Source organism: Paraoerskovia marina, assembly GCF_900105445.1.
GTDB classification, from domain to species: Bacteria; Actinomycetota; Actinomycetes; order Actinomycetales; family Cellulomonadaceae; genus Paraoerskovia; species Paraoerskovia marina.
Genome location: NZ_LT629776.1, coordinates 1,877,568 through 1,903,816, shown reverse-complemented (window position 1 = coordinate 1,903,816; position 26,249 = coordinate 1,877,568). Strand labels below are relative to the sequence as shown.

Genomic DNA, 26,249 nt, shown 5'->3' with positions numbered 1-26,249 from the left:
TGGACCGACCACTCACAGGCGAGCCGTAGGCTGGCGCGCATGGAACCAGGCCCCCGACCCGACATCGCCCCACCAAGCCGGGCCCTGTCGATCTACCTCGCCGTCGCAGGCGGCGCCGCACTGTTCCTCGCCTTCCCCGACGCCGGGATCTGGCCCCTGGCCCCCGTAGGCACGACCCTCGCGTTCCTCGCCCTGCGCCGCGACCACGCCGGATGGAACGCCCTCACCGGACTCGTCCTCGGCCTGACCTTCCTCCTGCCGCACCTGTGGTGGTCCTACGAAGCCACCACCGTCCTTCCCTGGATCGCACTCAGCGCCCTGCAAGCCGCCTTCTTCGCACTCTTCGGCGCCACCTGGACCTGGACCCGGCGCACACCCCTCGTCCAACGCCACCTCCTCCTGCAGGCCCTCGCCTTCAGCGTGCTCTGGGTCGCCGTCGAACAGTTCCGCTCCTCCTGGCCCTTCGGCGGCTTCGCCTGGGCCCGACTCGGCTTCTCCCAAGCCCAGTCACCCCTCGGCCACTACGCCTGGCTCGGCAGCATCCCCGCCGTCTCCCTCGCCGTCACCCTCACCGGAACACTCCTCGCCGTCACCCTCATCACCGCACGCCGAACCCACCGCACCCCGGCGCTCGCGGGCGCCGGCACCGCGGTGGTGCTCGTCCTCGGCGGGCTGCTCGTCCCTCTGAGCACCGACGCACAGTCCGGGACGCTCGCGGTCGGAGCCGTCCAGGGCAACGTCGCCGAACCCGGCCTCGGGTCGTTCGCCAACAGGGGAGAGGTCCTCCAGAACCACGTCGACGGCACCTTCGACCTCCTCGACGACGTGGAACCCGGGGAGCTCGACATCGTGCTCTGGCCGGAGAACGGCTCCGACCTCGACCCGCAGACGACGCCCGACGTCGCGGCAGACATCGACGAGGCCGCACAGGCCGTGGACGCACCGATCCTCGTCGGCGCCCAGGAGTTCCCCGACACCGGCGGCCGGTACAACGTCGCACTCCTGTGGGAGCCCGGGGTCGGCGTCACCGACCGGTACGCCAAGCAACGTCCCGCACCGTTCGGCGAGTACATCCCCATGCGCGGGTTCGTCGGCCTGTTCACCGACCAGGTCGACCGAGTCACCAACGACATGATCGCGGGGGACGGGCCCGCCGTCGTCGACCTCGACGTACCAGACCTGGGCCGCACCGTCCCCCTGGCGACCATCATCTGCTTCGAGGTGGCCTACGACGACACCGTCCAGCAGTCGATCCGAGACGGGGGAGAGCTGCTGGTGGTCCCCACCAACAACGCGTCGTTCGGCTTCACCGCCGAGTCGACCCAGCAGCTCGCGATGTCCCAACTGCGCGCGATCGAGACCGGTCGCTCCACGGTCCAGATCTCGACGGTCGGGGTCTCCGGCGTCATTGCCGCCGACGGGACGATGCTCGAGCAGACCGACCTCTTCACCGCGGACCAGATGATCGCCGACCTGCCGCTGCGGACCACGATCACCCCGGCCGTCTTCCTCGGGGCATGGCCCGAGCTCATCATCTGGGGCGTCGCACTGATCCTCCTCGGCACCGGCGTCGTCGCCAGCCGCCGGCGTCGGGCATAGACGAAGGGCGTCGTGATCCGTGGTGGATCACGACGCCCTTCGTCGGTTCGGACCTCGACGGTCCGCGTCAAGGCATCAGGCCGAACGGCGCAGCTTGCCCGCGTGCAGCAGCTCGAGTCGCTCCTCGAGGAGCTCCTCGAGCTCCTTGACCGTGCGACGCTCCAGGAGCATGTCCCAGTGCGTACGCGGCGCCTTGCCCGCCTTCATCTCAGGACGCTCGGCGTCCCGCAGCAGAGCCTCGGCACCACAGCGGCACTCCCACACGGGCGGGACCTCAGCCTCGGTGGAGAACGGCAGGATGATGGTGTGCCCGTTCGGGCAGTCGTAGTTGGCCTGGAAGCGCGGGGCGAAGTCGACGCCCTCGTCCGACTCCATGCTCTTCGAACCGATGCTCATCCCACGCAGCGAGCGGTCGGGCATGTGATCCTCCAAGGGGTAGTGGAAGCGTCGAATGACAGCAGTCGCCGTCACTGACATTCAACGGCTTCTTCGGGCCCGGTGTTCCGTGAACGCGTGAAGGTCCGGTGAATGTCATGGGGGGCGTCCCGCGTGCGGGACCGGACCAGAGTGTCGGTCCGGCGCTCTCGCCGCAACTTCGCCACCGCGCACGCACTCGTGGTAGGTCCTGACGATCGGTGAGATCCTGCGGGTCGCACAGAGCAAGCCCTGCATCGCGGGTGACGCACGACACGAGAATTGCGATCAGATTCAACTAACGGATCGCGCGGGGCCAGAGCAGGGGAGCGGGGCACGACGACGCCTGACCTCGCGAGACGACACACGATCGCGGGCCTGGCGTGTCGTGGACGCACACAACAACAATTCGGACACTTAGGACATGCGCAGGGGAGAGCGTCACCACCGGCAATCTGCGCGGAATCCGGGCCGACCGAGCCTGGTGGCCCCGGTGGTCGGTGCGTGACGGCACCCAGACACCCGGACGGACGAGCTCCGAACCGCCCCGCGGGCCGAGAGCGCGGCCGACGAGTGGTCCGCGTATCGAGCGACGTGCGACCAACCCGGAGGCGAACGGTGTGCACTGGTTGGTCGCACCAGGAGCTCGAGCGGCCACGAAGGTCGACGTCCCGTCGATCTGCTGGTGCATAGAAGCGTGCTAAGCCCCTCATAGGGAACGCCGATAATGTTCATTATGTCATTCTAGCGTCAGAACGGCCCGGACGCAGCCAGGAGCCCGCTCCCCAGAGCCCGTGAGCCACAGGCGGGCCCAGACAATGTGTCGTCCCGGTCCGGGACGACGACGTTGATCGCGCACACCCGCGACGACCGTCGGCGAACCATCGCTGTGCCACGGCGCGTTCCTGCCGAGCTCACGACGAGGTCGACGGTGTCGCCAGTCGCGCGACGCGACATGCACCCGGGTGCAATGCCTCCGTCGCGCAGCCCACGACCCAGCACGGCGACGCGATCGCCGACTATGCACTCCCCTCCGGGCCTGCCGGCGTGCTCCGCGCCGGGGCGTTCGCACACCCATGGGCACGGCGGGCCGACGACGCGCGCACCCCGGCCCCACGCAAACCACGTCGCCTCACGCGGCACACCCCTGCGCGGCGACGCTCACGGCGTGCAGCGCGCGTGACAGACCGTGCATGCGGTACGCTGATTCGGACATTAGGTATAAACCATTGTGTTTAGTGCAACACAATGGTTCTGTACGTGCTCGCGGGCGACGGGCTGTCGGTGGCTGTCCGTACTGTCTGGTCCGTACCTTCTGACACCAGCTCCCCGAGGTTTCTCATGGCCAGTCCCCCACGGATCGAACGCATCGTCGTCGTCGACGCCGTGGATGCCTACCTGCGCTCCGTCGCGTCAGAGACCTCGCGGGGGGTCCTCGCTCCCTCGACCCAACGCAGCTACGTCCGGGATCTGCGCGAGTTCCAGAGCCTGGTGGGCGACCGCGTGGTGCTGGACGAGATCGAGGGTCCCGACGTCGACGACGTCCTCGTCGAGTATCAGGCCACTCCGGACCGCCGCTACTCCCCTGGCTCGGCCCGGCAGCGGCCCCCCGGCCGCTCCGCCGCGACGGTGAACCGATTCCGACAGTCCGTCTCGAGGTTCTTCGCCCACGCGGTACGGCACGGTTGGGTCCAGGTGGACCCGTTCCAGCTCGCGTCTCCTCCGGCGAGGTCCCGGGAGCCGCTCCGCAGCGCCCGCACGGCCCTGTCCGCCTCGGCCGCCCGAGCGCTGCTGGATTCGACCGAGAGGCCGGACGACGAGGCGCCGCGTGTCGACCAGGATCTCGCCCAACGGAACCGCCTGCTCGTCGCTCTCCTTCTCGTCCTCGGTCCGCGTGTCTCAGAGGTGGTCCGCACGGACCTGGACGACCTGGTCCGTGAGCCGCACGAGACGCGGTGGCGAATCCGCGGCAAGGGCGGGGTCCCGCGAACAGTCGTGCTCTCCCCTCCTCTGGCCGAGGCGCTGGCGACCTATACCGCGGATCTACGGCCACGGCTCGCAGCCCGACGCCCGGACGATCCCGACACGGCGCAGGCGTTGTTTCTCACGTGGCGCGGGCGGCGCATGGACGCCCAGGGGGTCCGCGACGTCGTGCGGCGTGCCACCGCGCGAATGCCCGAGGAGTACCGTCGCGACGCCACCCCGCACGCGCTGCGTCATACGACGGCCACCGTCCTCGTCGCGCACGGCTGGGACGTCAAGGTCGTCGCCGAGCTCCTGGGCCACGCCTCGATCGCCACCACGAACGTCTACCTCGACCGGATCGACGGCGAGCTGGCGGCCGCCATCCGGGCCCACCCGCTCAGCGGCCCTCGCGAGTCGACAGGCTGACGGGCATCCCGGTGCGAGTTCGCGCGGTCCGTTCCATCCTGGGTCGGTACACGATCAGCAGAACCGCGTGGAGGTGGCAGATGCCGGGCAAGAAGCCGGGACCGAGCGTCAAGGACGACACGGTGTACGAGAGTCTTCGAGAGGACGGGGCGAGCAAGGAGAAGGCGGCGCGGATCGCCAACGCCTCGGCGAACGAAGGGCGCAGCGCCGTCGGCCGCCGGGGCGGTCATGCGGAGCCCTACGAGGACTGGACGGTCGACGATCTGCGAGAGCGAGCCCGCGAGCTCGACGTCGCCGGCCGGTCCTCGATGCGCAAGAGCGAGCTCGTCAAGGCGCTGCGGTCGCGCTGATCCGGTCCGCTCGCAGTAAAGTGCGGGACGTGTCCTTCTTCGCGCGCTCCGCACCGCAGCCCCTGACGACGTCCCAACGGTTCGGGCGGCTGGTGCGCCGGTCGGCGCTGGTCGCCGCAATGATCCCCTTCGGCGCCGCGACGGGGATCATGGCGTACGACGCGATCCGCCGTCGCAGCTCTGGTCTGACCGGGACGTTCCCCGTCACGCCGCCCGGAGACACGTCGATCGACGAGACCGAGGCACGCGTCTACACGTTCGGTGAGGACCTCTACGCCGACATGCTCGCTGCGATCCGCGGCGCACGCCGCCGCGTCATGCTCGAGACCTACATCTGGAAGGACGACGCCACCGGGCACGCCTTCAAGGAGGCCGTCGAGGAGGCAGCGGCTCGCGGTGTCGACGTCTACCTCGTCTACGACGGTTTCGCGAACCTGGTCGTCCCGCGCGACTTCTTCCGCTTCTCCCCCGCGATCCACGTGGTGCGGTTTCCCGTGTTCCGTCCGGGCGTCCTGGCCTTCAACGTCAGGAAGTCGGGCCGTGACCACCGCAAGATCCTCGTCGTCGACGACGAGGTCGGGTTCGTGGGCGGGTACAACATCGGGGACGACTACGCGACGCGCTGGCGGGACACGCACCTGCGTATCTCGGGCCCGGCTGTCTGGGACCTGCGCAACGCGTTCGTCGACTTCTGGAACGCGAACAGGACGGCGCACCCCGCACTCGAGGACCCGGGTTCGCAGGTGTGGGACCCGCGGATCCGGATGGCTCGCAACGCGCCGTCGCACCTGGTCTTCCCGATCCGGAACCTGTATCTCGACGCGATCGACCGGGCTGTGCGCACGGTCTCGATCACGCAGGCCTACTTCATCCCCGACCGCGAGATCCTGACGGGCCTGCTGCTCGCGGCGGCCCGCGGCGTCGACGTGCGGGTGATCGTCCCGGAGATCTCGAACCACGTCATCGCCGACTGGTTGCGCAACGGGATCTACGCGACGCTCCTGAACGGCGGAGTGCGGATCTTCCTGTTCCAGGACGCCATGGTCCACGCCAAGACGGCGACGATCGACGGACGGTGGACCACGATCGGCACCGCGAACATCGACCGACTGAGCCTGAGCGGAAACTACGAGGTCAACGCCGAGATCGTCGACGAGGGCGTTGCACGCCTGATGGACGAGATCTTCGCCACCGACCTGACGAACTGCCGTGAGCTCACGGCCGGCGAGTGGAGCGAGCGCAACATCGTCGCCAAGCTCTCGGAATCGATGATCAGGCCTCTGCGTCCGCTCCTCTAGGAGCGCAGCGTGTCCGCCGCGTCTTCCTCGGGGCGCGGCGGAACCGTCTCGTCCTCTTCGAGGAGGACAGGTTCGGTGTACTCGGGGTGCTGGGCGACGATCTGCTCGCCGAGACTGTCCGTGTGCGGTTCGGGGGTGGTCATCGTTCCTCCTCGGGTCGTCCTCTCACCTTAGGACCTCTGCCGACGACCGCGCAGTGGGGAGTCGGCTACCCGGCCTCGATGCGGGAGCGGCGACGTGCTGCAAGCTCGTCTCCCGCGTGCTGCGTCGGCTCGGCGTCCTCGGTGGGCAGCGCACTCAGGGTGCCCTCCACCTCGCGCCAGACCCGTCCGACGGCGATGCCGAAGACACCTTGTCCGCCCTGGACGAGGTCGACGACCTCGTCGGCAGAGGTGCACTCGTAGACGCTGGCGCCGTCGCTCATGAGGGTGATCCGGGCCAGGTCCGCCACTCCCCTGTCTCGCAGGGCCTGGACCGCGGTGCGGATCTGCTGGAGCGACACCCCGGTGTCGAGAAGTCGCTTGACGATCTTGAGCACGAGGATGTCGCGGAACCCGTAGAGCCGGTGCGTCCCGGAGCCGGTCGGGTTCCGCACGGACGGCTCGACGAGCCCGGTCCGCGCCCAGTAGTCGAGCTGGCGATAGGTGATCCCCGCGGCACCGCAGGCGGTGGGACCGCGGTATCCGACCGTCAGGGACTGCTCGTCGAGCGACTCGCCGAACAGCAAGCCTTGCGCACCGTTGTCGCGCGGGGCCGGGGCCTGCGACTGTCCGCTGCTGTTCACTGCGCCTCCTGAAGGTCGGAGTTCTCGTCGGCCATGTGGTGCGCCCACGAGGTCCGGTGATCGTGCTCTGGGTCAACCTTATGACCCTCGACCTCAGGTCGAGGGTGCGGCGCGCCGGTGGCTCATGTGAAGTCCTCGGGGACGACGTGGTCGAGGAATGTGCGGAAGCGTTCGAGGTCCTCGCGCTGGCGTCCGGAGACGACCTCGACGCCGGAGGTCGCGACGACCTCGGCCGAGCACAGCACGGGACTGTGGGTGCGGATCGCGACCGCGATGGCGTCCGACGCGCGGGCGTCGAGGCGTTGACCGTTGCTGAGCACGAGCTCGGCGTAGAAGACCCCGTCGTCCAGGGCGACGATCTCGGCGCAGGTCAGCTGCACCTGGACGGCCTCGAGGACGTCGCACAGCAGGTCGTGCGTCATGGGGCGGGGAGCCGTCATGCCCGACTGGGCGGTCGCGATCGCGTTGGCCTCACGGGGCCCGACGACGATCGGCACGACCAGCTCCGAGGCGCCATCGAGAAGCAGGACGACGATCTCTCGCTCGCCCTGCCGCTGCCTCACGCCGAGGACGTCGACGTGAACCATCGGGGGGTTGTGGCTCACCTGGTCACCGTACGACGGTCCGACCGGGACGGCGCGCGGAGCGTCAGGAGGTGAGGTCGGAGATGCCTTCGTGGACCCAGGCCCGGTGCAGCCGGGCGCAGGTCTCTCCCACCTCGGCGGCCATGGTGCCCGCGTGGGCGCGAGCCGACGGGGACTGCTGGCTGCGCCACGGTGCGACGATCTGCTGGACGAGGCTGACGTGCCGGTCCGAGGCGGTGCGCAGCGAGCGGAGGTGTCGGGCCTCGACGCCGTACTCGGCCAGCGCGGAGGCGAGCCGGAGGATCTCGAGGGACGCGGCGTCGTGCTGCCCACCGGGCGAGCGTCGCAGGACCCCCGCCTCGACGAGAGAGTCGACGAACTCGGTCTGGACGCCTGCGGCAGCCGCGAGGGACTCGGTCGTGTACCGGCTGGGCGCGGCCTCGGCGGGGGTGCCGGCGATCCGGGGGCCGGGCGCGTGCTCGGTCCCGCCATCGTCGAGCTCGTGGAGGCGTTCCTTGATGACCTTGAGCGGCAGGTAGCTGTCTCGCTGCTCCACGAGAACGAACCGCAGCCGCTCGACGTCGGCGGGGCTGTACTGCCGATACCCGGCGTTGGTCCGCACCGGTTCGATCAGGCCTTGCTCCTCGAGGAAACGGAGCTTGGAGTGACTGACGCCCGGAAAGTCGGGACGTAGCGCCGTCAGGACGTCCGAGATCCGCATGGTGGCGCGATGCGAGACACCATGGGGCCACGTCGTGCCGGCCGGTTCGGGACCGACGGCACGTTGTGCGGAAGCGTTCACGCCTCGGTCGTCCCCGCGTGGGGGCTCGGGTAGAACGTGAGACGGAACTTGCCGATCTGCACCTCGTCGCCCAGGTTCAGCGCGACGGTCTCGACCCGGTCTCGGTTGACGTAGGTGCCGTTCAGCGAGCCGATGTCGCGGACGTAGAACGCGTCGTCCTCGCGGACGAACTCGGCGTGCTTGCGCGAGACGGTGACGTCGTCGAGGAAGATGTCGGCGCGCTCGCTGCGGCCCGCGACGGTCCGCGGGGTGTCCAGCAAGAACCTCGACCCGGCTCCGGGTCCGTGCTGCATGATCAGGAGCGCAGAGTGTCGCGGGAGCGCGGCGACGGCGGCCTTCTCGTCCGACTCGAGCCCACCGCGAGGCCCCGGCTCTTCGGCGGCAGCCGGGTCGATGCGGCCGAAGCTGATCGTCGTCTCGGGGCCACCGTGCGTCGGCTCAGGGCCTGCCGGAGTAGTCATGTCGCCTCCTTGGCAACGCCGTTTCCGGCCGCTGCGTCCATCATGTCGGATCCGTGTACACCCTATGGCCAGTGAGGCACTCTCCGCACCCTGCGGGGTACGACGCTACGAACCAGATTCTGGGACGGGCGTCGCAAACTCGGGGTCCTCGGGCTCTCGGGTCGAGGTGATCTCCAGATCGTCGAGCTGACGGATCGTCTCCTGCGCACCGGCGTTGCGGACCGCGGCCATCGCACCGCCGGCGATCTCGAGCGCGGGTTCGAGTGTCGTGGGTTCGCCGATCGCCGACCAGTGGTACGGCGACTCGAGGAGGTTGTCGTCCATGACGAGGCCGTCCTCGCCCCGGGTGAACCAGGTGCTCGTGACGACGCGGACACCGTTGAGCTCGATCGCCTCGGCCCCGGCGTTGCGCAGCTCTTCGAGGATGTTGAACATCGTCGAGGCCGACAGCGCCTCGGAACCCTCGATGATGGTCAGCTCGATGCCGGGCCCCGTGGCGGGCAGGCGGCCGGACAGGATGCCCTCGGTCGTCGCCTGTTCCTGCGCGAGCTCCTCGGACCGCCGGTCGCTCTCGACGCCGGCGGCGAGCTCGTCGCGGGTCGCCTCGAGCTCACGGGATCGTTCCTCGAGCTCGTTGGTCCGCTGGGTCGCCTCGTCGAGCAGCCTGACGAGCTCGGACTGGCGCAGCGTGGAGTACTCGTCCTCCTGGTTGGCACCGACCTGCACGACCAGGGCGAAGCCGAGTCCCGCGAGCAGCACCGCGGCGAGAAACTGCGACCTGCGCGAGGCGAACCAGCTCGGGCCGACCGGGTCGTGGTGGCCGGCGCGGTGCTCGTGGTCGTCGTCGGCCGCGTCAGTGTCCGACGGGTCGACCTCGAGGTCGGAACCGGCCGCATCGGGTCCGGTGTCGGTGGTCTCCCGGTCGTCGCGCGTCCGTTCGCTCACGTGGTGCTCCTGCGGCTCGGGCGGTCCGGGGCGGTCGACGTCGGACGCGTCGGCCGTGTCGAGCTCCTCCTCCGCCGCTCCTTCCTCATCGGGCCCGTCGTCTGCGGCTCCGCGAGGCTCACGGGCCTCCTCCGGCGCATCGGTGACCGGCACCGCCTGCGCCTCCGAGCCTGCGGGCCCGGCGGGTTGCGACGTCCCGTCCTCCGGGCGCCCTGTCTCGTCCGCGGCGTCTGCGGGGTCTGCGGCGCTCGTCGGGTCCTTGCGCCCGGGAGCGGGCTCGTCGTTCTCCGGTGAGGTCATGCCGCTCACGCCTTGAACAGGTGACGGCGGATCGCCGCGGAGTTGGAGAAGATGCGGATCCCGAGGACGACGACGACGCCCGTGGACATCTGGCTGCCGACACCGAGCTGGTCTCCGAGGAAGACGATGAAGGCCGCGATGACCGTGTTCGACAGGAACGACACGAGGAAGACCTTGTCGTCGAACATGCCGTCGAGCTTGGCGCGCAGGCCACCCATCAGGGCGTCGAGCGCGGCGATCACCGCGATCGGGAGATACGGCGCGAGGAACGCGGGAACTTCAGGCTGCAGGGCCAGGCCGGCAATCATGCCGACCACGAGGCCGATCACGGCGATCATGGGGTGCTTTCCGGGTCGGACGTCGGCGGCTCCGTCGAGGTGCTGTCGGCGTCGGTGTCGTCTGCATCGTCTTGGCTGGAGTCTAGGGGTTGTGCGTAGAACGTCTGGATGCTCGGGTCGGCCGGCACGGAGAGCCCGCTGGACTGTGGCGTGGTCGAGCTCTGGATCCCGAACGAGGACAACGTGAGGATGAACGAGGCGCCCGGGGACTTCGCGAACTCCGTCTGCATCGTCGTCGGGTCGCCGACGGCGGTGATGCGGTACGGGGAGGAGACCGGTTGCAGGTCGACGAGGATCGCCTGACCCGCGGACCGGATGGCGCTGAGCGGGGTCAGGCGTCGTCCGTTGATCGAGATCGCCTCAGCGCCCGCGTACCAGAGCGAGTTCACCACGCGCTGCAGGTCGTCGTCGTGCACCTGGGAGTCGGTGTCGATCTCCGCACCGGCCAGGGCGCTCGCGTCGGCGAGAGTGAGCAGCAGTCCCCCGCCCTCGACGGCGACCGACCCGGACACGACGCCGTCACGCAGCAGCGCGGCCTGGACGTCGGGGTCCTGGTCGTCGAAGGTCTGGGACCGGAGGGCCTCCACCTCGTCGGACAGGTCGTCGACCTCAGCGCCCAGGGCGTCGGCCTGGCGCTCGCGGTCGGCGAGCTCGGTCTCGAGGAGCGTGCGGGCCTCGGCGGCGGCCGGCTGGGGTGCGCGCAGGGTGACGGCGGCGACGGTGACGACGAGACCGATCGCCGCGGCGACCAGGAAGACCGTGGCGGTCACCCAGGCGGCCCGGCGGGTCCCGCCGTCGGGGCTCTGGGCACGCCGTTCGGCGGCCGCGGCGTAGCCGGGGTCGAGGGGACGTTCCATCACCTCGCGCAGCAGCGTCATCGACTCGTCCGGGCGGCGCGTCATCGGACTTCCTCCACGATCAGGGTCACGACGCCGACGGTACCGGGGACGAGGCAGAGCGTGAACGGTGCCGGGACACAGGTCGCACGGGTGAGTGTCGCCGTCGCGGTCTGCACGTCGCCCTCCCCTTCTCGTGCGGTGCGGTGCTCGGGACAAGCGTAGTGTCCCCGAGTCGTTGTGGCCGACCTCACCGGGCCGCGGTGTTCCCATGCTGGCGGGCAGAACGTACGCTGGAGGGACTCCAGTGGAGTATGTCGCCATTCCCGTGGTGTGTATTCGCGCCCTACTGTGCGCGCCTCTCGTCAGTTTGTGTCCGGGACAGCGACCTGCGGAGAACCGACTCGGTGACCGCACGACGCTCCGCCGCCCCACATGAACGGACCGGTACGTGACCGATCACGCTGCACCCACCCCTGCCCTGACCTTCGACGACCTGAACCTGCCGGCCTCGCTGCGCAAGGCTGTCGCCGACCTGGGCTTCACCACCCCCTCCGCGATCCAGGCCGAGGCGATCCCGGCCCTGCTGTCGGGTCGCGACATCACCGGCATCGCCCAGACCGGCACCGGCAAGACGGCGGCCTTCGGCCTGCCGCTGCTGGCCGCGATCGACCCGACCTTGCGCCGTACGCAGTCGCTGGTCCTCGCCCCGACCCGCGAGCTCGCGATGCAGGTCGCGGAGGCCATCGAGTCGTTCGCCGCCGACATGCCCGGTCTGGAGGTCGTCCCCGTCTACGGCGGCGCGCCGTTCGGCCCGCAGGCACGCTCGTTGCGCGACGGTGCCCAGGTCGTCGTCGGCACCCCCGGTCGCGTCATCGACCACCTCGAGCGCGGGACCCTCAAGCTTGACTCGATCCGGTTCCTCGCTCTGGACGAGGCCGACGAGATGCTGCGCATGGGCTTCGCCGAGGACGTCGAGAACATCTTCAACCGTGCCCCTGTCGAGCGTCAGGTCGCACTCTTCTCCGCGACCATGCCTCCGCAGATTCGTCGCGTGGCGGCCCAGCACCTCAACGACCCGCTTGAGATCGCCGTCGCCCGCCAGGCCACGACGGTCACCAGCGTCCGCCAGACCTACGCCGTCGTGCCGTTCCGCCACAAGGCTGGTTCCCTCGCCCGTGTGATCGCGACCTCGGACGTCGACGCGGCGATCGTGTTCGTCCGCACGCGTGCCGCCGCCGAGGAGGTCGGGTCCGCCCTCGTCGAACGTGGGATCGCCGCTGCGACCATCTCGGGCGACGTCGCGCAGAAGGACCGCGAGAAGATCGTCGAGCGCCTGCGCTCCGGCCAGGTCGACGTCCTCGTCGCCACCGACGTCGCCGCGCGTGGACTCGACGTCGACCGCATCGGCCTCGTCGTAAACTTCGACCTGCCCAAGGAGCCCGAGGCCTACGTGCACCGCATCGGCCGCACCGGCCGTGCGGGCCGGTCGGGTACCGCGCTGTCGTTCGTCAACCCGCACGAGCGCGGACGCCTGAAGACGATCGAGCGGATGATCCGCGTGCGGCTCGAGGAGATCGAGATCCCCTCCCCCGCCGACGTGTCCGCCCACCGGGCCAAGACCCTCCTCGCCAAGGTCGCCGACCGCACCGAGGCCGGCCGACTGACGATGTACGCGGACCTCGTCCGCACCTACCTGACAGAGCACCCCGACACCGACCCGGTCGACCTCGCCGCGGCGCTCGCGGCGCTCGCGGTCGGCGACGACGGCCCGAAGGCCCGTGCCGAGCAGGAGGCGTTCGACGCCGAGCGTGCCGAGGCGAAGGCCGCCCGCGAGCGTGGCGCAGCACGTCGCGAAGGCACCCGTCCCGACCGCGAGCGGTCCCCCCGGGTCCGTGACGAGCGTGAGCGTGGTGAGCGCGGGATCCGCCGCGAGGCCGTCGGGACGCGCTACCGCGTCTCGGTCGGGCACAAGGACGGCGTCGAGCCGCGTGGCATCGTCGGTGCGCTGACGAACGAGGGCGGGCTCAACGGCAAGGACCTCGGCAAGATCGACATCTTCCCGAGCTTCTCCCTGGTCGACATCGTCCCGAACCTCGACGACGAGACGCTCGCCCGGATCGGACGGGCCCGTGTGGGCGGTCGCCCGCTGCGCATCGCGAAGGACCGCGGGGCACCGTCGGGCGCTCGCGGGTCGAGCGCACCGCGGCACGAGCACCGTCACGGTGCGACGAGCCGCCCGGTGAACCGTCCGGAGCGTTCGCGCGCGGGCTCGGACCGCTAGTCCGTCATGACGAGGAGGGCCCCGCAGCCACTGGCTGCGGGGCCCTTCCTCGTCATGCCCCGGGCCACCCGCGCCGTCCGGGTCCCACGTCGTGCGGTCCGAGGGCGTGCACGCAGGGTCGTGCTGTCAGGGTCGAGGTTCGGGGGCCTCGCCGTGGGCGGCGACGAGCGCGGCGAGGCGACGTGCCTGGGCCTCGGAGCGTGCGCCGTCGGCGCGCTGGACGGCGAGGACGGAGACGGTGTCTCCGTCCGACAGGTCGAGGCGGACCCAGGCGTCGTCGGGGCTGAAGCGGACGGCCACGATCTGTGCCCAGTCGAGCCTGCGGGTGCTCCCCGCGTTGCGGATGGTGATGCCCTGGGGGTTGACGTCGGCACGGACCCCGCCGAGCCGCCACATGAGGAAGGCGGAGAACGCACCGAAGCCGAGGAGTGACGCACGGTTTCCGGCCGAGGCCATCGGACCTTCGACGACGACGGCGATGATGATGCAGCCGCCGAGGAGGATCGCAGCCAGGACGAGCGCGACGGCGCGCCCCCACCGGGGGTAGAAGGAGGCGTAGGGGTCGGTGTCGCGGGGTACGGACGCCATGGTGCTCAGAGTCGGCACGCGTGGATGGACGTCACGAGGATCGCCCGTGCGCCCACGTCGTACAGGGCATCCATCACCTGGTTGGTCTCGCGGCGCGGGACCATTGCGCGGACGGCAGCCCAGTCGTTGTCGTGCAGCGCGGAGACGGTCGGAGACTCGAGCCCCGGGGTGAGGGCCACGGCCTGCTCGACGAGCCGGACGGGGACGTCGTAGTCGAGCAGGACGTACTGCCGGGCGGTGAGTACCCCCTGCAGGCGGCGGGTGAGGATCTCCAGGCCCGCCGGGTCCTCCTCACCGCGCCGCTTGATGAGGACGGCCTCGGAGCGCAGGATCGGCTCTCCGAACACCTCCAGGCCGGCCGCGCGCAGCGTCGTCCCCGTCTCCACGACGTCCGCGATCACGTCGGCGACGCCGAGACGCACCGACGACTCGACGGCTCCGTCGAGGTGCACGATCCCCGCGGGCTCGATCCCCCGGCTGGTCAGGTACTGCTCCACCAGGACGTTGTACGACGTCGCGATCCGCTTGCCCGCGAGCTCGGAGATCTGCGTCGTCGTCCCCGACGGCGCTGCGAACCGGAACGTCGACCCGGCGAAGCCCAGCGGCAGGTGCTCGTCCGCCCGCGCCCCCGAGTCGAGCAGCAGGTCCCGGCCCGTGATCCCGGCGTCGACCGTCCCCGCCCCGACGTACACCGCGACGTCGCGCGGACGCAGGAAGAAGAACTCGACGTCGTTGTCCGGGTCTGCCAGGACGAGCTCGCGCGAGTCACGGCGCTGCCGGTACCCGGCCTCCCTCAACATCGCAGCAGCAGGCTCGGACAGTGACCCCTTGTTCGGGACGGCAATGCGCAGCACGGAATTCCTCGGTTCGACTCTGACGACACGGGCAACGACACGTCACAGGTAGCGGTAGACGTCCTCAAGGGTCAGACCCTTCGCCACCATCATGACCTGCAGGTGATACAGCAGCTGGGAGATCTCCTCGGCAGCCTCGGCGTCCGTCTGGAACTCCGACGCCATCCAGACTTCCGCAGCCTCCTCGACGATCTTCTTGCCGATGGCATGCACGCCGGCGTCCAGCTCCGCGACGGTGCCCGACCCCTCGGGACGCGACACGGACTTCTCGGTCAGCTCGGCGAACAGCTCCTCAAACGTCTTCACGAACCCAGCCTAGACGCCCGCGCACGGAACGGTGCACGGATTCCACGCACCGGCCCCGGCGCTCGCGGACGTCACAGTGCACGCAGGGCCAGGACGGTCGCGATCGCCGCCTCGGCGGCCTCGGCGCCCTTGTCCTCGCCGGACCCCGGGAGGCCCGCACGGTCAAGGGCCTGCTCCTCGGTGTCGCAGGTCAGGAGCCCGAAGCCGACCGGCACGCCGGTCCGGGTCGAGACGTCCGTGAGCCCGTGCGTGGCGGCCGAGCAGACGTAGTCGAAGTGCGGGGTCCCGCCGCGGATCACGACGCCCAGCGCGACGACCGCGTCGGCGCCGGTCTCGGCCGCCCGCGCCGCCGCGACGGGCAGCTCGAACGACCCGGGCACCCGCACCTCCGTGACGCTCCTGACGCCAGCCTCCGCCAACGCACGGCGCGTCCCAGCCAGCAGGCCGTCCATGACGGCGGTGTGCCAGCTCGCGGCGACGACCGTGACCCGCAGGCCCGTCCCGTCCACCTGGATCTTCGGTGCTCCTGCTCCGCTCATCGTCCGTCCTCCGTGATCGTGTCCAGCAGGTGGCCCATCGCCACCTTCTTCGTCAGCAGATACGCATGGTTGTGCCTGCCGTGCCCCACCTCGAGCCGTGTCGCGCGCACGACGTCGATCCCCGACGCCGTCAGGCCGGTGACCTTCGCAGGGTTGTTCGTCAGCAGCTCGACCCGACCGAGCCCGAGATCCTCCAGGACCGCCGCGGCGGCACCGTACTCCCTCCTGTCGGCGGGCCAGCCGAGCTCCAGGTTCGCCTCGACCGTGTCCCGGCCGTCGTCCTGCAGCTCGTACGCGCCGATCTTCCCGAGCAGGCCGATGCCCCGACCCTCGTGCCCCCGCAGGTACACCACCGCGCCCCCGACCGCGGCGACGCGGCGCATCGCCTCGTGCAGCTGAGGGCCACAGTCGCAGCGCAACGACCCGAACGCGTCCCCGGTCAGACACTCCGAGTGCACCCGGACCACGGGCACGTCCGCCGGCGCCCCGGTCGGCTCGACCGGCACCAGGGCCACGTGCTCCGCCCCCGTCTTCACGTCCCGGTACCCGTGCACCCGGAACTCCCCGTGCTCCGTCGGCAGCGCAGCCACACCCGAACGTTGGACCCGGGCACGCTGCGGCGCAGCCTCCGGCTCCGTCACCACCGGGTCGTGCTCCAGGCGCCAGGCGATCAGGTCCTCGATGGTGATGAGCACCAGCCCCTCCCGCTGCGCCAACGCCGACGCGTCGTCCAGACGCACCATCGACCCGTCGTCGTGCACGAGCTCCGCGATACCACCGACCTCACCCGCATCGGCCAGCCGAACGAGGTCGACCGCAGCCTCCGTGTGCCCCGCACGGTGCAGCACCCCTCCAGCCACCGCACGCAACGGCAGCACATGCCCAGGACGGATCAGATCCACCGCCCCCGACCCCGGGTCCGCCAGCACGTGAAGCGTCCGTGCACGGTCCGCCGCAGAGATCCCCGTCGTCACGCCGACCGCCGCGTCCACCGTCACCGTGTACGCGGTGCGGCGCGGATCCTGACTCTCCGGCACCATCAAGGGCAGCTCCAACGCGTCCGCCCGCCCGATCGGCATCGGCGCACACAGATACCCCGACGAGTGCCGGATCGTCCACGCCACCCACTCGACACTCACCCGCGAGGCCGCGAACACCACGTCCGCCTCGTTCTCACGCTCCGGAGAGTCCGCCACGAGCACCGGGCGTCCCGCAGCGATCTCCTCCAGCGCACGCTCCACCGACGACAGCACCACCCCGCTCATGCCACACCCCCGACGGCGCTCGCGGACGAGCCCCCCGCCATCAGCCGCTCGACATACTTCGCGACCACGTCCACCTCGAGGTTCACCCGGGCGCCCGGTTCCAGCGCACCGAGAACCGTCGCCTCCAACGTCGTCGGGATCAGCGAGACGCCGAACGAGCCGGAACCCACCGACGTCACCGTCAACGACACCCCGCTGACGGCGATCGAGCCCTTCTCCGCGACATACCGGAGCAGAGCCGACGGTGCGGCAAACACCAGGTCGTCCCACCTCTCCCCCGGCGACCTGGAGACCAACGCACCGACGCCGTCCACGTGCCCCTGGACGATGTGCCCGCCCAGCCGCCCGTGGGCCGGCATCGCCCGCTCGAGATTGACGCGCGCCCCCACCGTCAGGCCACCGAGCGCAGTGCGGCGCAACGACTCCGGCATCACGTCCGCCGTGAACACCGCACCGTCGACACCCGCGACCGTCAGGCAGACCCCGTCCACGGCGATCGAGTCCCCCAGCCGCACGTCCGACGTCACCACGGGCCCCTCCACCGTGAGCACCGCGTCACCCTCCGGACCCGACGGGAACTCCAGCCCCCGCACCACACCCATCTCCTCGACGATTCCCGTGAACATCAGCACTCCTCCTCCCGCGACGGCCCGACAGGCCTCGCAACGACCAACATGTCCTCACCCAGCTGCCGAACCCCCACGGTCGACAGCCGCACCGCCTCCCCGATCGTCCTCACCCCGATGTCGACGACCGCGCTCCGGCCCGAACCCAGAAGCACCGGGGCCACATACGCATGAACCTCGTCGACCGCACCCGCCGCCAGGAACGCCGACGCCACCACCGGCCCACCCTCGACCACCACATGCCGCACCTCACGCTCCTGCAGGACGGACAGCACCTCGCGGACGTCCCGTGACCGCACCACCACGAGCTCCCCACCGTCCGCAGACCGCACACGGGCGCTCGCGGGCACGGGGCTGTGCCCCACGACGACGCGCAGCGGCTGGGTGTCGGCCAGCCTCCCCTCGGGACCGCGCGCGGTGAGGGACGGGTCGTCGGCACGCACGGTGCCGGTACCGACAAGGATCGCGTCGGCCTGGGCACGGACCTCGTGCGCGTGCATCCGTGCCTGGTCGCCGGTGATCCACCGGCTCGACCCGTCGGCAGCCGCGACACGGCCGTCGAGACTCGTCGCGATCTTCAGCGTCACGAACGGGCGGCCCGCGCGGACCGCATCGAGCCAGACACCGAGCACCTGGGTCCCCTCGTCGGCAAGGAGGCCTTCCGTGACGCGAACGCCGTGGTCCGCGAGCCACGCACCGCCCCCGGCAGCGACGGCGTGCGGGTCCGCGACGGCATAGACCACCTCGGAGACGCCCGCATCGAGGAGCGCCGACGAGCAAGGCGGTGTCCGGCCCCTGTGATGGCAGGGCTCGAGCGTCACGACGGCGGTCGAGCCGCGCACGTCGACCCCTCGGGCCTGGGCATCGGCAAGTGCCTCGGCCTCCGCGTGCGGGGTTCCGACGCCATGGTTGCGGCCCTCGGCCAGGACCATGCGAGGGTCATGCTCGTTCCCGGACGCGAGCAGGACACAGCCGACGCGCGGATTCGGACCACGGACAGGGCGCTCGGCGGCCAGTACCAGGGCACGACGCATCGCGTCCACCACTGTCATGCGAGCTGCGCTCACGTCTCCTCCGTCCTCGAAGCATCCTGCTCCGGGGTGAGAGACGGCACGCGCACGCGGCAGAATGCCGCGTCACGAAACCACGACACAGGTCTCCCCGCGCCGCCACGTGTTCCTCCCATCCGGACTTTCACCGTCGGTCCCGGAGTTCCACCAGGTCAACCGCGCCGAAGCGCGGGTCGCGGACTGTCACCGCCGGCTCGGACTTTCACCGACCCCGGAGCACGTTGTTGCGTACTTGCACGTTCATGATCCCACATCTGGGCAGGGTCGACCCCGGCGTACGTGCTGCCTTTGGGGTGAGGTCCTGGTTTGGTCGCCTCAAGGCGCATAATGTGTGCTTGGCACACTATTTTATCGTCGAGGAAGAGGAGGAGCAGACAGTCGTCCGCCCCCTCCCGTCCGACGTCGCCCGACTTTCCCTACGCGTGCGCTCCGTCAGCGAGACGACGCAGTGCGGTGATCTCCCCCGCGACGTCGTCGGCCCCGTACACGGCCGAGCCTGCGACGAACACGTCGGCACCCGCCTCGGCCGCGCGCTCGATCGTCTCCCTGCTCACTCCCCCGTCGACCTGGATCCGGACCTGCAGGCCCGCGTCCGCGACAGCCCGTCGTGCACGCCGGATCTTCGGCAACGTCCCCTCGATGAAGGACTGACCGCCGAACCCCGGCTCCACGGTCATCAGGAGGAGCATGTCGACCTCGCCGAGCAGGTCGACGAACGGCTCGACCGGCGTCGCCGGCCGGAAGGCGACGCACGCCCTCGCCCCGAGCCGTCGGATCTCGCGCGCGAGCCGGACCGGCGCGGTCGCCGCCTCGGCGTGGAACGTGACCGAGGCAGCCCCTGCCTCGGCGTAGGCCGGCGCCCACCGGTCGGGGTCCTCGATCATGAGGTGCGCGTCGAGCGGGATCGGCGAGACCTGGGCGAGACGCTCGAAGACCGGGAGCCCCAGCGTCAGGTTGGGGACGAAGTGGTTGTCCATGACGTCGACGTGCGCGTAGTCGGCGTTCGAGATCCGATGAAGGTCGCGCTCGAGGTTCGCGAAGTCGGCGGACAGGATGCTGGGGGCGATCAGAGCTGACATGGCCCCAGCCTAGGCCCGCCGTGTCACGCGCGTCGGCGCAGCAACGTCAGGTGCATGGCGTCCGTGCCGTGGACGTGCGGCCACAGCTGGACGTCCGTGCGGTCGGTGAGCGGGATCTCGGTCGTGGCGACGGCACGGACCGCCTCCGCGGCGTCGAGACGCTCGACGTCGGCACGACGCCGCAGGACGTCGTCGACGACGACCTGCGTCTCGGCTATGTGGGGCGAACACGTGACGTAGCCCACCACTCCCCCGGGACGGACGGCGTCGAGAGCCGAGTCGAGCAGCTCGCGCTGCAGCGCCGTCAACGTCCCAAGGTCGGACGGCGTCCGCCGCCACCGCGACTCGGGCCGACGTCGGAGCGCGCCCAGACCGGTGCACGGCGCGTCGAGCAGCACACGGTCGTACGCGGCAGGCTCGTCGGTGCCGATGTCACGCCCGTCGCCCGTCCGGATGCTCTCCACCGCCGCACGCGGTACCGCCTTCATCGACCGACGGACCAGCTCGGTGCGGTGCTCCTGGGACTCGTTGGCCACGACGCGGGCACCACGTTCGGCGGCGATCGCGCCCAGCAGCGCCGCCTTGCCTCCGGGACCCGCGCACATGTCGAGCCACCGCTCGTCAGGGCCGTCCACGACGGCGCCGGCGAGGGCCAGCGTCACGAGCTGGCTGCCCTCGTCCTGCACGCCGGCCGTGCCGTCACGGACCGCCTCGAGCGCACCGGGGTCGCTGCCCTGGAGCACCGCCGCGGTGGTGGCCCACCGGCCCGGCTCCGCACCGTTCAGGTCGGCCACGGCCGACAGCCCCGGGCGGGCGACGAGCGTCACGCGGGGGGCCTCGTTGTCGGCGGCCAGCAGGTCGCCGAGCTCAGAGGCCGACCGGCCCGACGCGACGAGCGCCTCACGGAGCGCCCTGGCGATCCACGCCGGGTGGCTCTGCGTGACGGCAAGCCGCGCCAGGCCGTCCGGTGCCTGCGAGGCGAGCACCTCCAGCCACTGGTCGAGCGGCCGGGCGCTGACCTTGCGCAGGACGGCGTTGACGAACTGGGCAGGACCTGCGCCCACACGCTCACGGGTCACCGCGACGGTCTCCGAGACGGCGGCGTGCGTCGCGACCCGCATGCCCAGCACCTGGTGCGCGCCCAGCCGCAGGACGTCAAGAACCGCGGGGTCGACCCGGTCGAGCGGTCGGTCGACGCACTGCGCGAGCACGGCGTCGTATCGACCCAGCATCCGGAGCGTCCCGTACGCGAGCTCCGTCGCGAACGCGGCGTCCCGACCGACGATGCCGCGCTCACGGAGGAGCGGCGGCAGGACCAGGTTCGCGTAGGCGTCCGAGTCTGCGACCTGCCGCAGGACGTCGTAGGCGGCGTTGCGTGCTGGGTCGCCCGTCCGACGGCGCTGACCCGGCGCCTGCTGCGACTGGTTCCGCGCACCGCGGGCCCGGGCCGCTCCACGTTGGCGTCCCTTGGCGTCGCGCCGGTCGGCGCTCATGCCTTCTCCTCCGCGACGCCCTCGTCCGGTCGCGCCCGAACGCCGAGCACGACGTCGTCCCCGAGGCGGGCACCGCGGGCCCAGTCGGGCGCGTGCATCGGCTTCTTGCCCACGGGTGCGACGTCGCCGAGCTCGACCGCGTGCGTGCCGGTCCCGACGAGCACCTCCTTCTTGAGCGCTCGCAGCTCGCCCGGGCGCAGGTCGGTCACGTCCGGGCGCGGACGCACCGGACCGAGGCCGAGGCGGGCGCCGTCGGGCAACGTCGTCCACGCGCCCGGAGCGGGCGTGCAGCCACGGACGAGCCGGTCGACGGCGAAGGCCGGGTCGGCCCACCGGACCAGGGCGTCGGCAGGCGCGAGCTTGGAGGCGACGGAGACGCCGTCCGCACCCTGGGGCACGGGGGCGACCGACCCGTCGGCGATCGCGTCCAGGGTGGCGACAAGGAGTCCGGCGCCGGATGCAGCCAGGCGGTTCAGGAGGTCGCCCGCGGTGTCCCGGGGGCGGATCGTCTCTGTCGCCGTGCCGAGGACGGGCCCGGTGTCGAGCCCTTCCTCGATGAGGAACGTCGAGGCCCCGCTGATCTCGTCGCCCGCGATGATCGCCCGCTGGACGGGCGCTGCACCCCGCCAGGCCGGAAGGATCGAGAAGTGGAGGTTGACCCATCCGAGGCGCGGGACGGCCAGCACGTCGCGGCGCAGGATCTCGCCGTACGCCACGACGGGGGCGCAGTCGATGTCGAGACCCGCGAGCGTGTCGACGAATCCCGGGTCTCGCGGTCGGTCGGTGATCACGGGGACGCCTGCCTCCTCGGCACGCACGCGGACCGGGCTCGGTCGCAGCCGACGGCCACGACCGGCGGGCGCGTCGGCACGGGTGAGGACGGCGACGACCTCGTGCTCCGAGTCGAGCAGTGCATCAAGGGCGGGGACGGCTACCGCGGGGGTACCGGCGAAGAGGACACGCATGAACAAGAGTCTAGGCGCCCGGCTCCCGGCGGCCCGGCAGCCGGACGTCGACCCCGAGCCGGCGGAGCTCGTCCCGGAGCTGGGACGTGCTGCGGAAGTGCACGGTGCAGAAGCCGAGGGCCGACGCTGCCTCGACGTTCTCGGCGCTGTCGTCGACGAAGACCGTCGCCGTGGGGTCGAGGCCGAAGCGGTCGCGAGCGAGGCGAAAGATTGCGGGATCGGGCTTGACCAGCCGCTCGCGGCCGGACACGAGAACGTCCTCCATCCGCGTCGTCGCCGGGGCGGCGTGAGCGGCCGCCCCGAAGAGCTCTGCCGACCAGTTGGTCAGGCCGAACAGCCGCAGCCCTGCCTCGGCGAGCTCGTCGACCAGCTCGGCGGAACCTTCCACCGGACCGGTGAGGGACAGCTCGAACCGGTCGATGTAGAGCGCGAACGCCTCCGCGTGCTCCGGGTGCTCGCGCGCGACGAGCTCGGCCTCCTCGGCGATCGTCCGCCCGGCGTCCCGCGCACGGTTGTACGCGTCGAAGTCGACCTCACGAAAGAACGTGTCGACCTCCTCCGGCGACATCGGGCCGACCAGGGCACGTCGCGGGTCCCACCCGACGAGTACGTTGCCGAAGTCGTAGAGGACCGTGTCGATCGTCACAGCATCTCCTCGGGGTCGAGTCGTACGCGGACCGAGCCGCCCTCGCGTCGCGCGCTGCGGACGGCGAGCGACGCTGCGAGCTCCTTGGCGAGCCTGCCTCCCTCACCGACCGGTACGCGCAGCACGGTACGCACCGGCCGCGCGAGCGTCCGGTCGGTCGTCCTCCGCTCGTCGTGCTCGATCTCGACCGGACCGAGGACGACGAAGTCGGCATGCTCCCGTGCGAGAGCGACTCGCGAGACCACCGCGCTCACGGCCTCGCGGTCGCCGCTCACCGACGCGATCCGCACGGCGGGTGGGAGCGACAGCTCCACACGCTCGGCGAGCTCGCGGTCGGCCAGCCCGGCCGGGTCCCAACGGACCAGAGCGTTGGTCGGAGCAGGTGCGGCGTCGCCGACGAGGAGGACCACACCTCCGTCGGACGCCGGTCGCACCAGCGACGCCGCACCCACCCACCGGCCGACGGCGCGCTCAGCCGCCGTGAGCCGGACAGAGGCCGTGCTGACCGCGGCGTCGAGCAGCAGCGCGGCCGCGTACCCGCCGTCGACGACGGGTTCGGCACCCGGCGTGGCGACGACGAGCGCTGGACGTGCCTCGACACGCGAGAGGACACCGCCCGGTGCCGACGCCCCGGACTGCCGGACGGGGACGCCGGGGAACGCCCGTCCGAGCTCCTCGGCCGTCCGCCCCGACCCCACCCGTACGGACCGCAGCGCGTCGTTGCCGCACTCGTCGCACCGCCAGCCTGCTGCCAGATGACCGCACCAGGAGCACTGCGGCGTCGACCGCTGTCCGGCGAGGCCCAGCGGACCGTGGCACCGCGGGCACTGAGCCGACGCGCGGCACCGGGAGCACGCCACGACCGGGATGTAGCCGGCCCGTGGCACCTGGACGAGCACGGGTCCGTCGACCAGAGCCTGACGGGCCGTCCGCCACGCCGCCGTCGGCAGACGCGCCGCCGCGCCCGCACCCTCCGACGCGAGCTCGGTCGACGTCAGGGCACGGACCCGGGGCGCGGAGCTCCGGACCACGTCTCGGGCCGCCGACACCTCACGCGCCCACCCCGAGGCGAGCAGGGCCTGGGCCGAGACCGTGCGACCGTGCGACCCGACGACGAACGCCGCTCCCTCGAGCTCGCTCCGGAGAGCGAGGACGTCTCGCGCGGCGGCGTAGGGGGCCCGTGGCTCTGCCAGGGAGTCGTCACCGTCCTCCCAGCAGACCACGAGGCCGAGACCTGCGACGGGGGCATAGGCCGCGGCGCGGGTGCCGATCACGACCCGGACGTCGGCGTGCAGCGCGGACAGGAAGCTGCGGTACCGGGGCGACGGCCCCGCGTCTGCCTCCAGTCGCACGTAGTCCCCCGGTGTCCGGGCCGTGCAGCACGACCACCCGGTGGCGTCGAGAGCCCGGGCCAGGTGGTCGACGTCCCGCTTGTCCGGCAGGACGACGATCACACCACGGCCCGCGGAGGCCGCCGTCCGCGCGAGCGCGGCCAGCCCGGCCGCCCAGTCCTCGACCTCGGGAATCGCGACGGTTCGGCCGGGAAGAGCCGTCCAGACCGCACGGGGGTCGCCTCCTGCGCTGATCCGCTGCAGGAGAGCCGCACCTCCGCGGTAGAGCTCCCAGTGCCGCGCGACACGGTCCTGTGCGGAGACAGCGTCGGGGTCGGGCGTCCGGACGGGCGCGGCCCCGGGGTCGGGGTCGTCGACGGCGGCGCCGGCGCCGGCAAGCTCTGCGCGAGCGTGACGAGGGGGGACGGCGAGACGCAGGACGTCGGCCATCGTCCCGCTCCACCGGTCGGCCACGGCCCGCGCGAGGACGGCCACCTCGGGCGTCAGGACACGTTCGTCCGAGACGACACGCCGGATCCGCTGCAACGTCCCGTCGTGGCTCGTCGTGTCGGCGCGGGCGAGCACGTACCCGTCGACGTCCTGGGAGCCGAACCGCACCTTGACCCGTACCCCTGGCTGTGCCGCCGCGTCCATCGACTCGGGGACGAGATAGTCGAAGATCCGGTCCAGGTGTGCAGGCGCCAGGTCGAGCGTGACCCGCGCGACCGGCGCCGCTGCGGCGATCGCGGCAGCCCCTCGGGCGGCACGCCGACGGACCGGCGTCGCCGGCACGTCGAGCAGCGTGTCCTGCTCACCCGCGCTGTCCTTCGTCACGCGACCATTGGAGCACGAGCCACCGACGGCGTCCGGCAGACGCTAGACGGCGGCGCGAAGCGCGTCGACGCGATCCGTGCGCTCCCAGGTGAAGTCGTCGAGCTCCCGTCCGAAGTGCCCGTAGGTCGCCGTCTGCGAGTAGATCGGACGGAGCAGGTCAAGGTCGCGGACGATCGCCGCCGGCCGCAGGTCGAAGACCTCGCGGATCGCTGCGGCGATGCGGGCCGTCGGGACCGTCTCGGTGCCGAACGTCTCGACATAGAGGCCGACCGGCTGCGCCTTGCCGATCGCGTAGGCCACCTGGACCTCGCAGCGGCGCGCCAGCCCGGCGGCGACCACGTTCTTGGCGACCCACCGCGTGGCGTAGGCGGCGGAGCGGTCGACCTTCGACGGGTCCTTGCCCGAGAAGGCCCCACCCCCGTGGCGTGCGATCCCGCCGTATGTGTCCACGATGATCTTGCGACCCGTCAACCCCGCGTCACCCTGGGGGCCGCCGATGACGAACGTGCCCGTCGGGTTGACCAGCACGCGCATGGCGCTGATGTCGAGCTCGACGCCGAGCTCGGCGACCACCGGGTCGATCACGTGCGCGGAGATCTGCTCGGCGAGCCAGGACTGCGAGACGTCCGGCGCGTGCTGCGTCGAGACGACCACGGTGTCGAGCGTGACCGCCCGGTCGCCGTCGTAGCCGATCGTCACCTGCGTCTTGCCGTCGGGGCGAAGCCCTGCCACGATCCCCTCCCGGCGCACGGTGGCCAGGCGCTCGGCGAGGCGGTGCGCGAGGTAGCCGGGCAGGGGCATGAGTGTCGGGGTGTCGTCGCACGCGTAGCCGAACATCAGCCCTTGGTCCCCGGCGCCCTGCGCGTCGAGCGGGTCGAGGTCCGCGGAGTCCACCCGCTGCTCCATCGACTTGTCGACACCCTGGGCGATGTCGGGCGACTGCTGCCCGATCGACACGGACACGCCGCACGAGGAGCCGTCGAACCCGACGTCCGATGACGTGTACCCGATGCGGCGCACGACGTCCCGGACGATCTGCGGGATCTCGACGTACGCGTCCTCGGTGGTCACCTCACCCGCGACGTGGACGAGACCGGTCGTCACCATCGTCTCGACGGCGACACGTGCGTGCGGGTCTTGGTCCAGCAGCGCGTCGAGGATGGCGTCCGAGATCTGGTCACAGACCTTGTCCGGGTGGCCTTCCGTCACTGACTCCGAGGTGAACAGGCGCAGTTCGGTCATGGGTCACACCCTACTGTCTTGAAGG

General features: G+C 71.2%; 27 protein-coding genes and 1 riboswitch. Of the genes, 5 read left to right on the top strand and 22 right to left on the bottom strand.

What is annotated here, in order from left to right:
- Positions 1-39 precede the first annotated feature (39 nt).
- Positions 40-1,599 (top strand): apolipoprotein N-acyltransferase, encoded by a 1,560-nt coding sequence (lnt, locus tag BLU20_RS08530; RefSeq protein WP_083372252.1) that lies wholly within the window; start codon positions 40-42, stop codon positions 1,597-1,599.
- Between the two features lie 75 nt (positions 1,600-1,674).
- Here lnt and BLU20_RS08525 read toward each other — a convergent pair whose 3' ends face one another.
- Entirely contained in the window at positions 1,675-2,019 is a 345-nt protein-coding gene (locus BLU20_RS08525; RefSeq protein WP_029253409.1) for an RNA polymerase-binding protein RbpA, read from the bottom strand.
- Between the two features lie 1,335 nt (positions 2,020-3,354).
- Here BLU20_RS08525 and BLU20_RS08520 point away from each other — a divergent pair.
- The 3 genes from BLU20_RS08520 (at position 3,355) to BLU20_RS08510 (ending at position 6,052) form a co-directional block, all read left to right on the top strand.
- The gene (locus BLU20_RS08520) at positions 3,355-4,404 is read left to right on the top strand and encodes a tyrosine-type recombinase/integrase (RefSeq protein ID WP_083372251.1); all 1,050 of its coding nucleotides are present in this window, start codon (positions 3,355-3,357) and stop codon (positions 4,402-4,404) included.
- An 80-nt stretch (positions 4,405-4,484) separates the two neighbouring features.
- A complete protein-coding gene (locus tag BLU20_RS08515; protein WP_083372250.1) occupies positions 4,485-4,754 on the top strand; it encodes a DUF7218 family protein in 270 nt (89 codons plus the stop codon).
- Between the two features lie 29 nt (positions 4,755-4,783).
- A complete protein-coding gene (locus BLU20_RS08510) occupies positions 4,784-6,052 on the top strand; it encodes a phospholipase D-like domain-containing protein (protein WP_029253412.1) in 1,269 nt (422 codons plus the stop codon).
- On the opposite strand, the gene BLU20_RS13765 is transcribed toward BLU20_RS08510, so the two are convergent.
- From BLU20_RS13765 to BLU20_RS08475, 8 genes are all read right to left on the bottom strand, one after another.
- Positions 6,049-6,195, bottom strand: a complete 147-nt coding sequence (locus BLU20_RS13765) for a hypothetical protein (protein WP_157270406.1) — start codon at positions 6,193-6,195, stop codon at positions 6,049-6,051. The two genes, BLU20_RS08510 and BLU20_RS13765, sit on opposite strands and share 4 nt — an antisense overlap.
- A 65-nt stretch (positions 6,196-6,260) precedes the next feature.
- The gene (locus BLU20_RS08505; RefSeq protein WP_029253413.1) at positions 6,261-6,836 is read right to left on the bottom strand and encodes a MerR family transcriptional regulator; all 576 of its coding nucleotides are present in this window, start codon (positions 6,834-6,836) and stop codon (positions 6,261-6,263) included.
- A gap of 122 nt (positions 6,837-6,958) precedes the next feature.
- Entirely contained in the window at positions 6,959-7,441 is a 483-nt protein-coding gene (locus tag BLU20_RS08500) for a bifunctional nuclease family protein (protein WP_231959163.1), read from the bottom strand.
- 43 nt (positions 7,442-7,484) lie between these two features.
- Complete coding sequence (gene ftsR, locus BLU20_RS08495; protein ID WP_083372249.1) at positions 7,485-8,141, bottom strand: transcriptional regulator FtsR; 657 nt, start codon at positions 8,139-8,141, stop codon at positions 7,485-7,487.
- A gap of 77 nt (positions 8,142-8,218) precedes the next feature.
- Complete coding sequence (locus tag BLU20_RS08490) at positions 8,219-8,683, bottom strand: FHA domain-containing protein (protein ID WP_043109951.1); 465 nt, start codon at positions 8,681-8,683, stop codon at positions 8,219-8,221.
- Positions 8,684-8,788: 105 nt separating this feature from the next.
- Entirely contained in the window at positions 8,789-9,928 is a 1,140-nt protein-coding gene (locus tag BLU20_RS08485) for a DUF881 domain-containing protein (RefSeq protein WP_083372248.1), read from the bottom strand.
- A 5-nt stretch (positions 9,929-9,933) separates the two neighbouring features.
- Positions 9,934-10,266: a small basic family protein gene (locus BLU20_RS08480; protein WP_029253418.1), complete on the bottom strand. Its 333-nt coding sequence runs from the start codon at positions 10,264-10,266 to the stop codon at positions 9,934-9,936.
- Positions 10,263-11,168 (bottom strand): DUF881 domain-containing protein, encoded by a 906-nt coding sequence (locus BLU20_RS08475; RefSeq protein WP_172829053.1) that lies wholly within the window; start codon positions 11,166-11,168, stop codon positions 10,263-10,265. Before BLU20_RS08475 ends, BLU20_RS08480 begins: the two co-directional genes overlap by 4 nt.
- A 385-nt stretch (positions 11,169-11,553) precedes the next feature.
- Between BLU20_RS08475 and BLU20_RS08470 the strand changes: the two genes are divergently transcribed.
- Positions 11,554-13,386: a DEAD/DEAH box helicase gene (locus BLU20_RS08470; protein ID WP_083372246.1), complete on the top strand. Its 1,833-nt coding sequence runs from the start codon at positions 11,554-11,556 to the stop codon at positions 13,384-13,386.
- Positions 13,387-13,512: 126 nt separating this feature from the next.
- Here BLU20_RS08470 and BLU20_RS08465 read toward each other — a convergent pair whose 3' ends face one another.
- From BLU20_RS08465 to metK, 13 genes are all read right to left on the bottom strand, one after another.
- The gene (locus tag BLU20_RS08465) at positions 13,513-13,974 is read right to left on the bottom strand and encodes a PH domain-containing protein (protein WP_029253421.1); all 462 of its coding nucleotides are present in this window, start codon (positions 13,972-13,974) and stop codon (positions 13,513-13,515) included.
- Positions 13,975-13,979: 5 nt separating this feature from the next.
- Positions 13,980-14,828 (bottom strand): ATP phosphoribosyltransferase, encoded by an 849-nt coding sequence (hisG, locus tag BLU20_RS08460; RefSeq protein WP_029253422.1) that lies wholly within the window; start codon positions 14,826-14,828, stop codon positions 13,980-13,982.
- A gap of 42 nt (positions 14,829-14,870) precedes the next feature.
- Positions 14,871-15,134, bottom strand: coding sequence for a phosphoribosyl-ATP diphosphatase (locus BLU20_RS08455; RefSeq protein ID WP_083372245.1), 264 nt, complete (start codon positions 15,132-15,134; stop codon positions 14,871-14,873).
- A gap of 71 nt (positions 15,135-15,205) precedes the next feature.
- Positions 15,206-15,673: a 6,7-dimethyl-8-ribityllumazine synthase gene (gene ribH / locus BLU20_RS08450; RefSeq protein WP_083372244.1), complete on the bottom strand. Its 468-nt coding sequence runs from the start codon at positions 15,671-15,673 to the stop codon at positions 15,206-15,208.
- Positions 15,670-16,938, bottom strand: a complete 1,269-nt coding sequence (gene ribA / locus BLU20_RS08445; RefSeq protein ID WP_083372243.1) for a GTP cyclohydrolase II — start codon at positions 16,936-16,938, stop codon at positions 15,670-15,672. Before ribA ends, ribH begins: the two co-directional genes overlap by 4 nt.
- Positions 16,935-17,564: a riboflavin synthase gene (locus BLU20_RS08440; RefSeq protein ID WP_083372991.1), complete on the bottom strand. Its 630-nt coding sequence runs from the start codon at positions 17,562-17,564 to the stop codon at positions 16,935-16,937. Before BLU20_RS08440 ends, ribA begins: the two co-directional genes overlap by 4 nt.
- Positions 17,564-18,631: a bifunctional diaminohydroxyphosphoribosylaminopyrimidine deaminase/5-amino-6-(5-phosphoribosylamino)uracil reductase RibD gene (gene ribD / locus BLU20_RS08435; RefSeq protein WP_231959162.1), complete on the bottom strand. Its 1,068-nt coding sequence runs from the start codon at positions 18,629-18,631 to the stop codon at positions 17,564-17,566. The genes BLU20_RS08440 and ribD overlap by 1 nt, the downstream gene beginning before the upstream one ends.
- A 103-nt stretch (positions 18,632-18,734) precedes the next feature.
- Positions 18,735-18,857, bottom strand: a riboswitch (FMN riboswitch).
- A gap of 193 nt (positions 18,858-19,050) precedes the next feature.
- Positions 19,051-19,713 carry a ribulose-phosphate 3-epimerase gene (gene rpe / locus BLU20_RS08430; RefSeq protein WP_083372242.1) on the bottom strand — a complete coding sequence of 221 codons (663 nt, stop codon included), beginning with the start codon at positions 19,711-19,713 and terminating at the stop codon, positions 19,051-19,053.
- Between the two features lie 23 nt (positions 19,714-19,736).
- The gene (locus tag BLU20_RS08425) at positions 19,737-21,206 is read right to left on the bottom strand and encodes an RsmB/NOP family class I SAM-dependent RNA methyltransferase (protein ID WP_083372241.1); all 1,470 of its coding nucleotides are present in this window, start codon (positions 21,204-21,206) and stop codon (positions 19,737-19,739) included.
- The gene (gene fmt / locus BLU20_RS08420; RefSeq protein WP_083372240.1) at positions 21,203-22,171 is read right to left on the bottom strand and encodes a methionyl-tRNA formyltransferase; all 969 of its coding nucleotides are present in this window, start codon (positions 22,169-22,171) and stop codon (positions 21,203-21,205) included. Before fmt ends, BLU20_RS08425 begins: the two co-directional genes overlap by 4 nt.
- Positions 22,172-22,181: 10 nt before the next feature.
- A complete protein-coding gene (locus BLU20_RS08415; RefSeq protein WP_231959161.1) occupies positions 22,182-22,817 on the bottom strand; it encodes an HAD family hydrolase in 636 nt (211 codons plus the stop codon).
- On the bottom strand, positions 22,814-24,982 hold the full coding sequence (locus BLU20_RS08410; protein WP_083372239.1) for a primosomal protein N' family DNA-binding protein: 2,169 nt from the start codon (positions 24,980-24,982) through the stop codon (positions 22,814-22,816). The genes BLU20_RS08415 and BLU20_RS08410 overlap by 4 nt, the downstream gene beginning before the upstream one ends.
- A 42-nt stretch (positions 24,983-25,024) precedes the next feature.
- Positions 25,025-26,224 (bottom strand): methionine adenosyltransferase, encoded by a 1,200-nt coding sequence (gene metK, locus BLU20_RS08405; protein WP_083372238.1) that lies wholly within the window; start codon positions 26,222-26,224, stop codon positions 25,025-25,027.
- Positions 26,225-26,249 lie beyond the last annotated feature (25 nt).

Coding starts and splice junctions, on each gene's coding strand:
- lnt (WP_083372252.1), top strand. CDS start 40: ATGGAACCAGGCCCCCGACCCGACATCGCCCCACCAAGCCGGGCCCTG.
- BLU20_RS08525 (WP_029253409.1), bottom strand. CDS start 2,019: ATGCCCGACCGCTCGCTGCGTGGGATGAGCATCGGTTCGAAGAGCATG.
- BLU20_RS08520 (WP_083372251.1), top strand. CDS start 3,355: ATGGCCAGTCCCCCACGGATCGAACGCATCGTCGTCGTCGACGCCGTG.
- BLU20_RS08515 (WP_083372250.1), top strand. CDS start 4,485: ATGCCGGGCAAGAAGCCGGGACCGAGCGTCAAGGACGACACGGTGTAC.
- BLU20_RS13765 (WP_157270406.1), bottom strand. CDS start 6,195: ATGACCACCCCCGAACCGCACACGGACAGTCTCGGCGAGCAGATCGTC.
- ftsR (WP_083372249.1), bottom strand. CDS start 8,141: ATGCGGATCTCGGACGTCCTGACGGCGCTACGTCCCGACTTTCCGGGC.
- BLU20_RS08490 (WP_043109951.1), bottom strand. CDS start 8,683: ATGACTACTCCGGCAGGCCCTGAGCCGACGCACGGTGGCCCCGAGACG.
- BLU20_RS08485 (WP_083372248.1), bottom strand. CDS start 9,928: ATGACCTCACCGGAGAACGACGAGCCCGCTCCCGGGCGCAAGGACCCG.
- BLU20_RS08480 (WP_029253418.1), bottom strand. CDS start 10,266: ATGATCGCCGTGATCGGCCTCGTGGTCGGCATGATTGCCGGCCTGGCC.
- BLU20_RS08475 (WP_172829053.1), bottom strand. CDS start 11,168: ATGACGCGCCGCCCGGACGAGTCGATGACGCTGCTGCGCGAGGTGATG.
- BLU20_RS08465 (WP_029253421.1), bottom strand. CDS start 13,974: ATGGCGTCCGTACCCCGCGACACCGACCCCTACGCCTCCTTCTACCCC.
- ribH (WP_083372244.1), bottom strand. CDS start 15,673: ATGAGCGGAGCAGGAGCACCGAAGATCCAGGTGGACGGGACGGGCCTG.
- ribA (WP_083372243.1), bottom strand. CDS start 16,938: ATGAGCGGGGTGGTGCTGTCGTCGGTGGAGCGTGCGCTGGAGGAGATC.
- BLU20_RS08440 (WP_083372991.1), bottom strand. CDS start 17,564: ATGTTCACGGGAATCGTCGAGGAGATGGGTGTGGTGCGGGGGCTGGAG.
- rpe (WP_083372242.1), bottom strand. CDS start 19,713: ATGTCAGCTCTGATCGCCCCCAGCATCCTGTCCGCCGACTTCGCGAAC.
- BLU20_RS08425 (WP_083372241.1), bottom strand. CDS start 21,206: ATGAGCGCCGACCGGCGCGACGCCAAGGGACGCCAACGTGGAGCGGCC.
- fmt (WP_083372240.1), bottom strand. CDS start 22,171: ATGCGTGTCCTCTTCGCCGGTACCCCCGCGGTAGCCGTCCCCGCCCTT.
- metK (WP_083372238.1), bottom strand. CDS start 26,224: ATGACCGAACTGCGCCTGTTCACCTCGGAGTCAGTGACGGAAGGCCAC.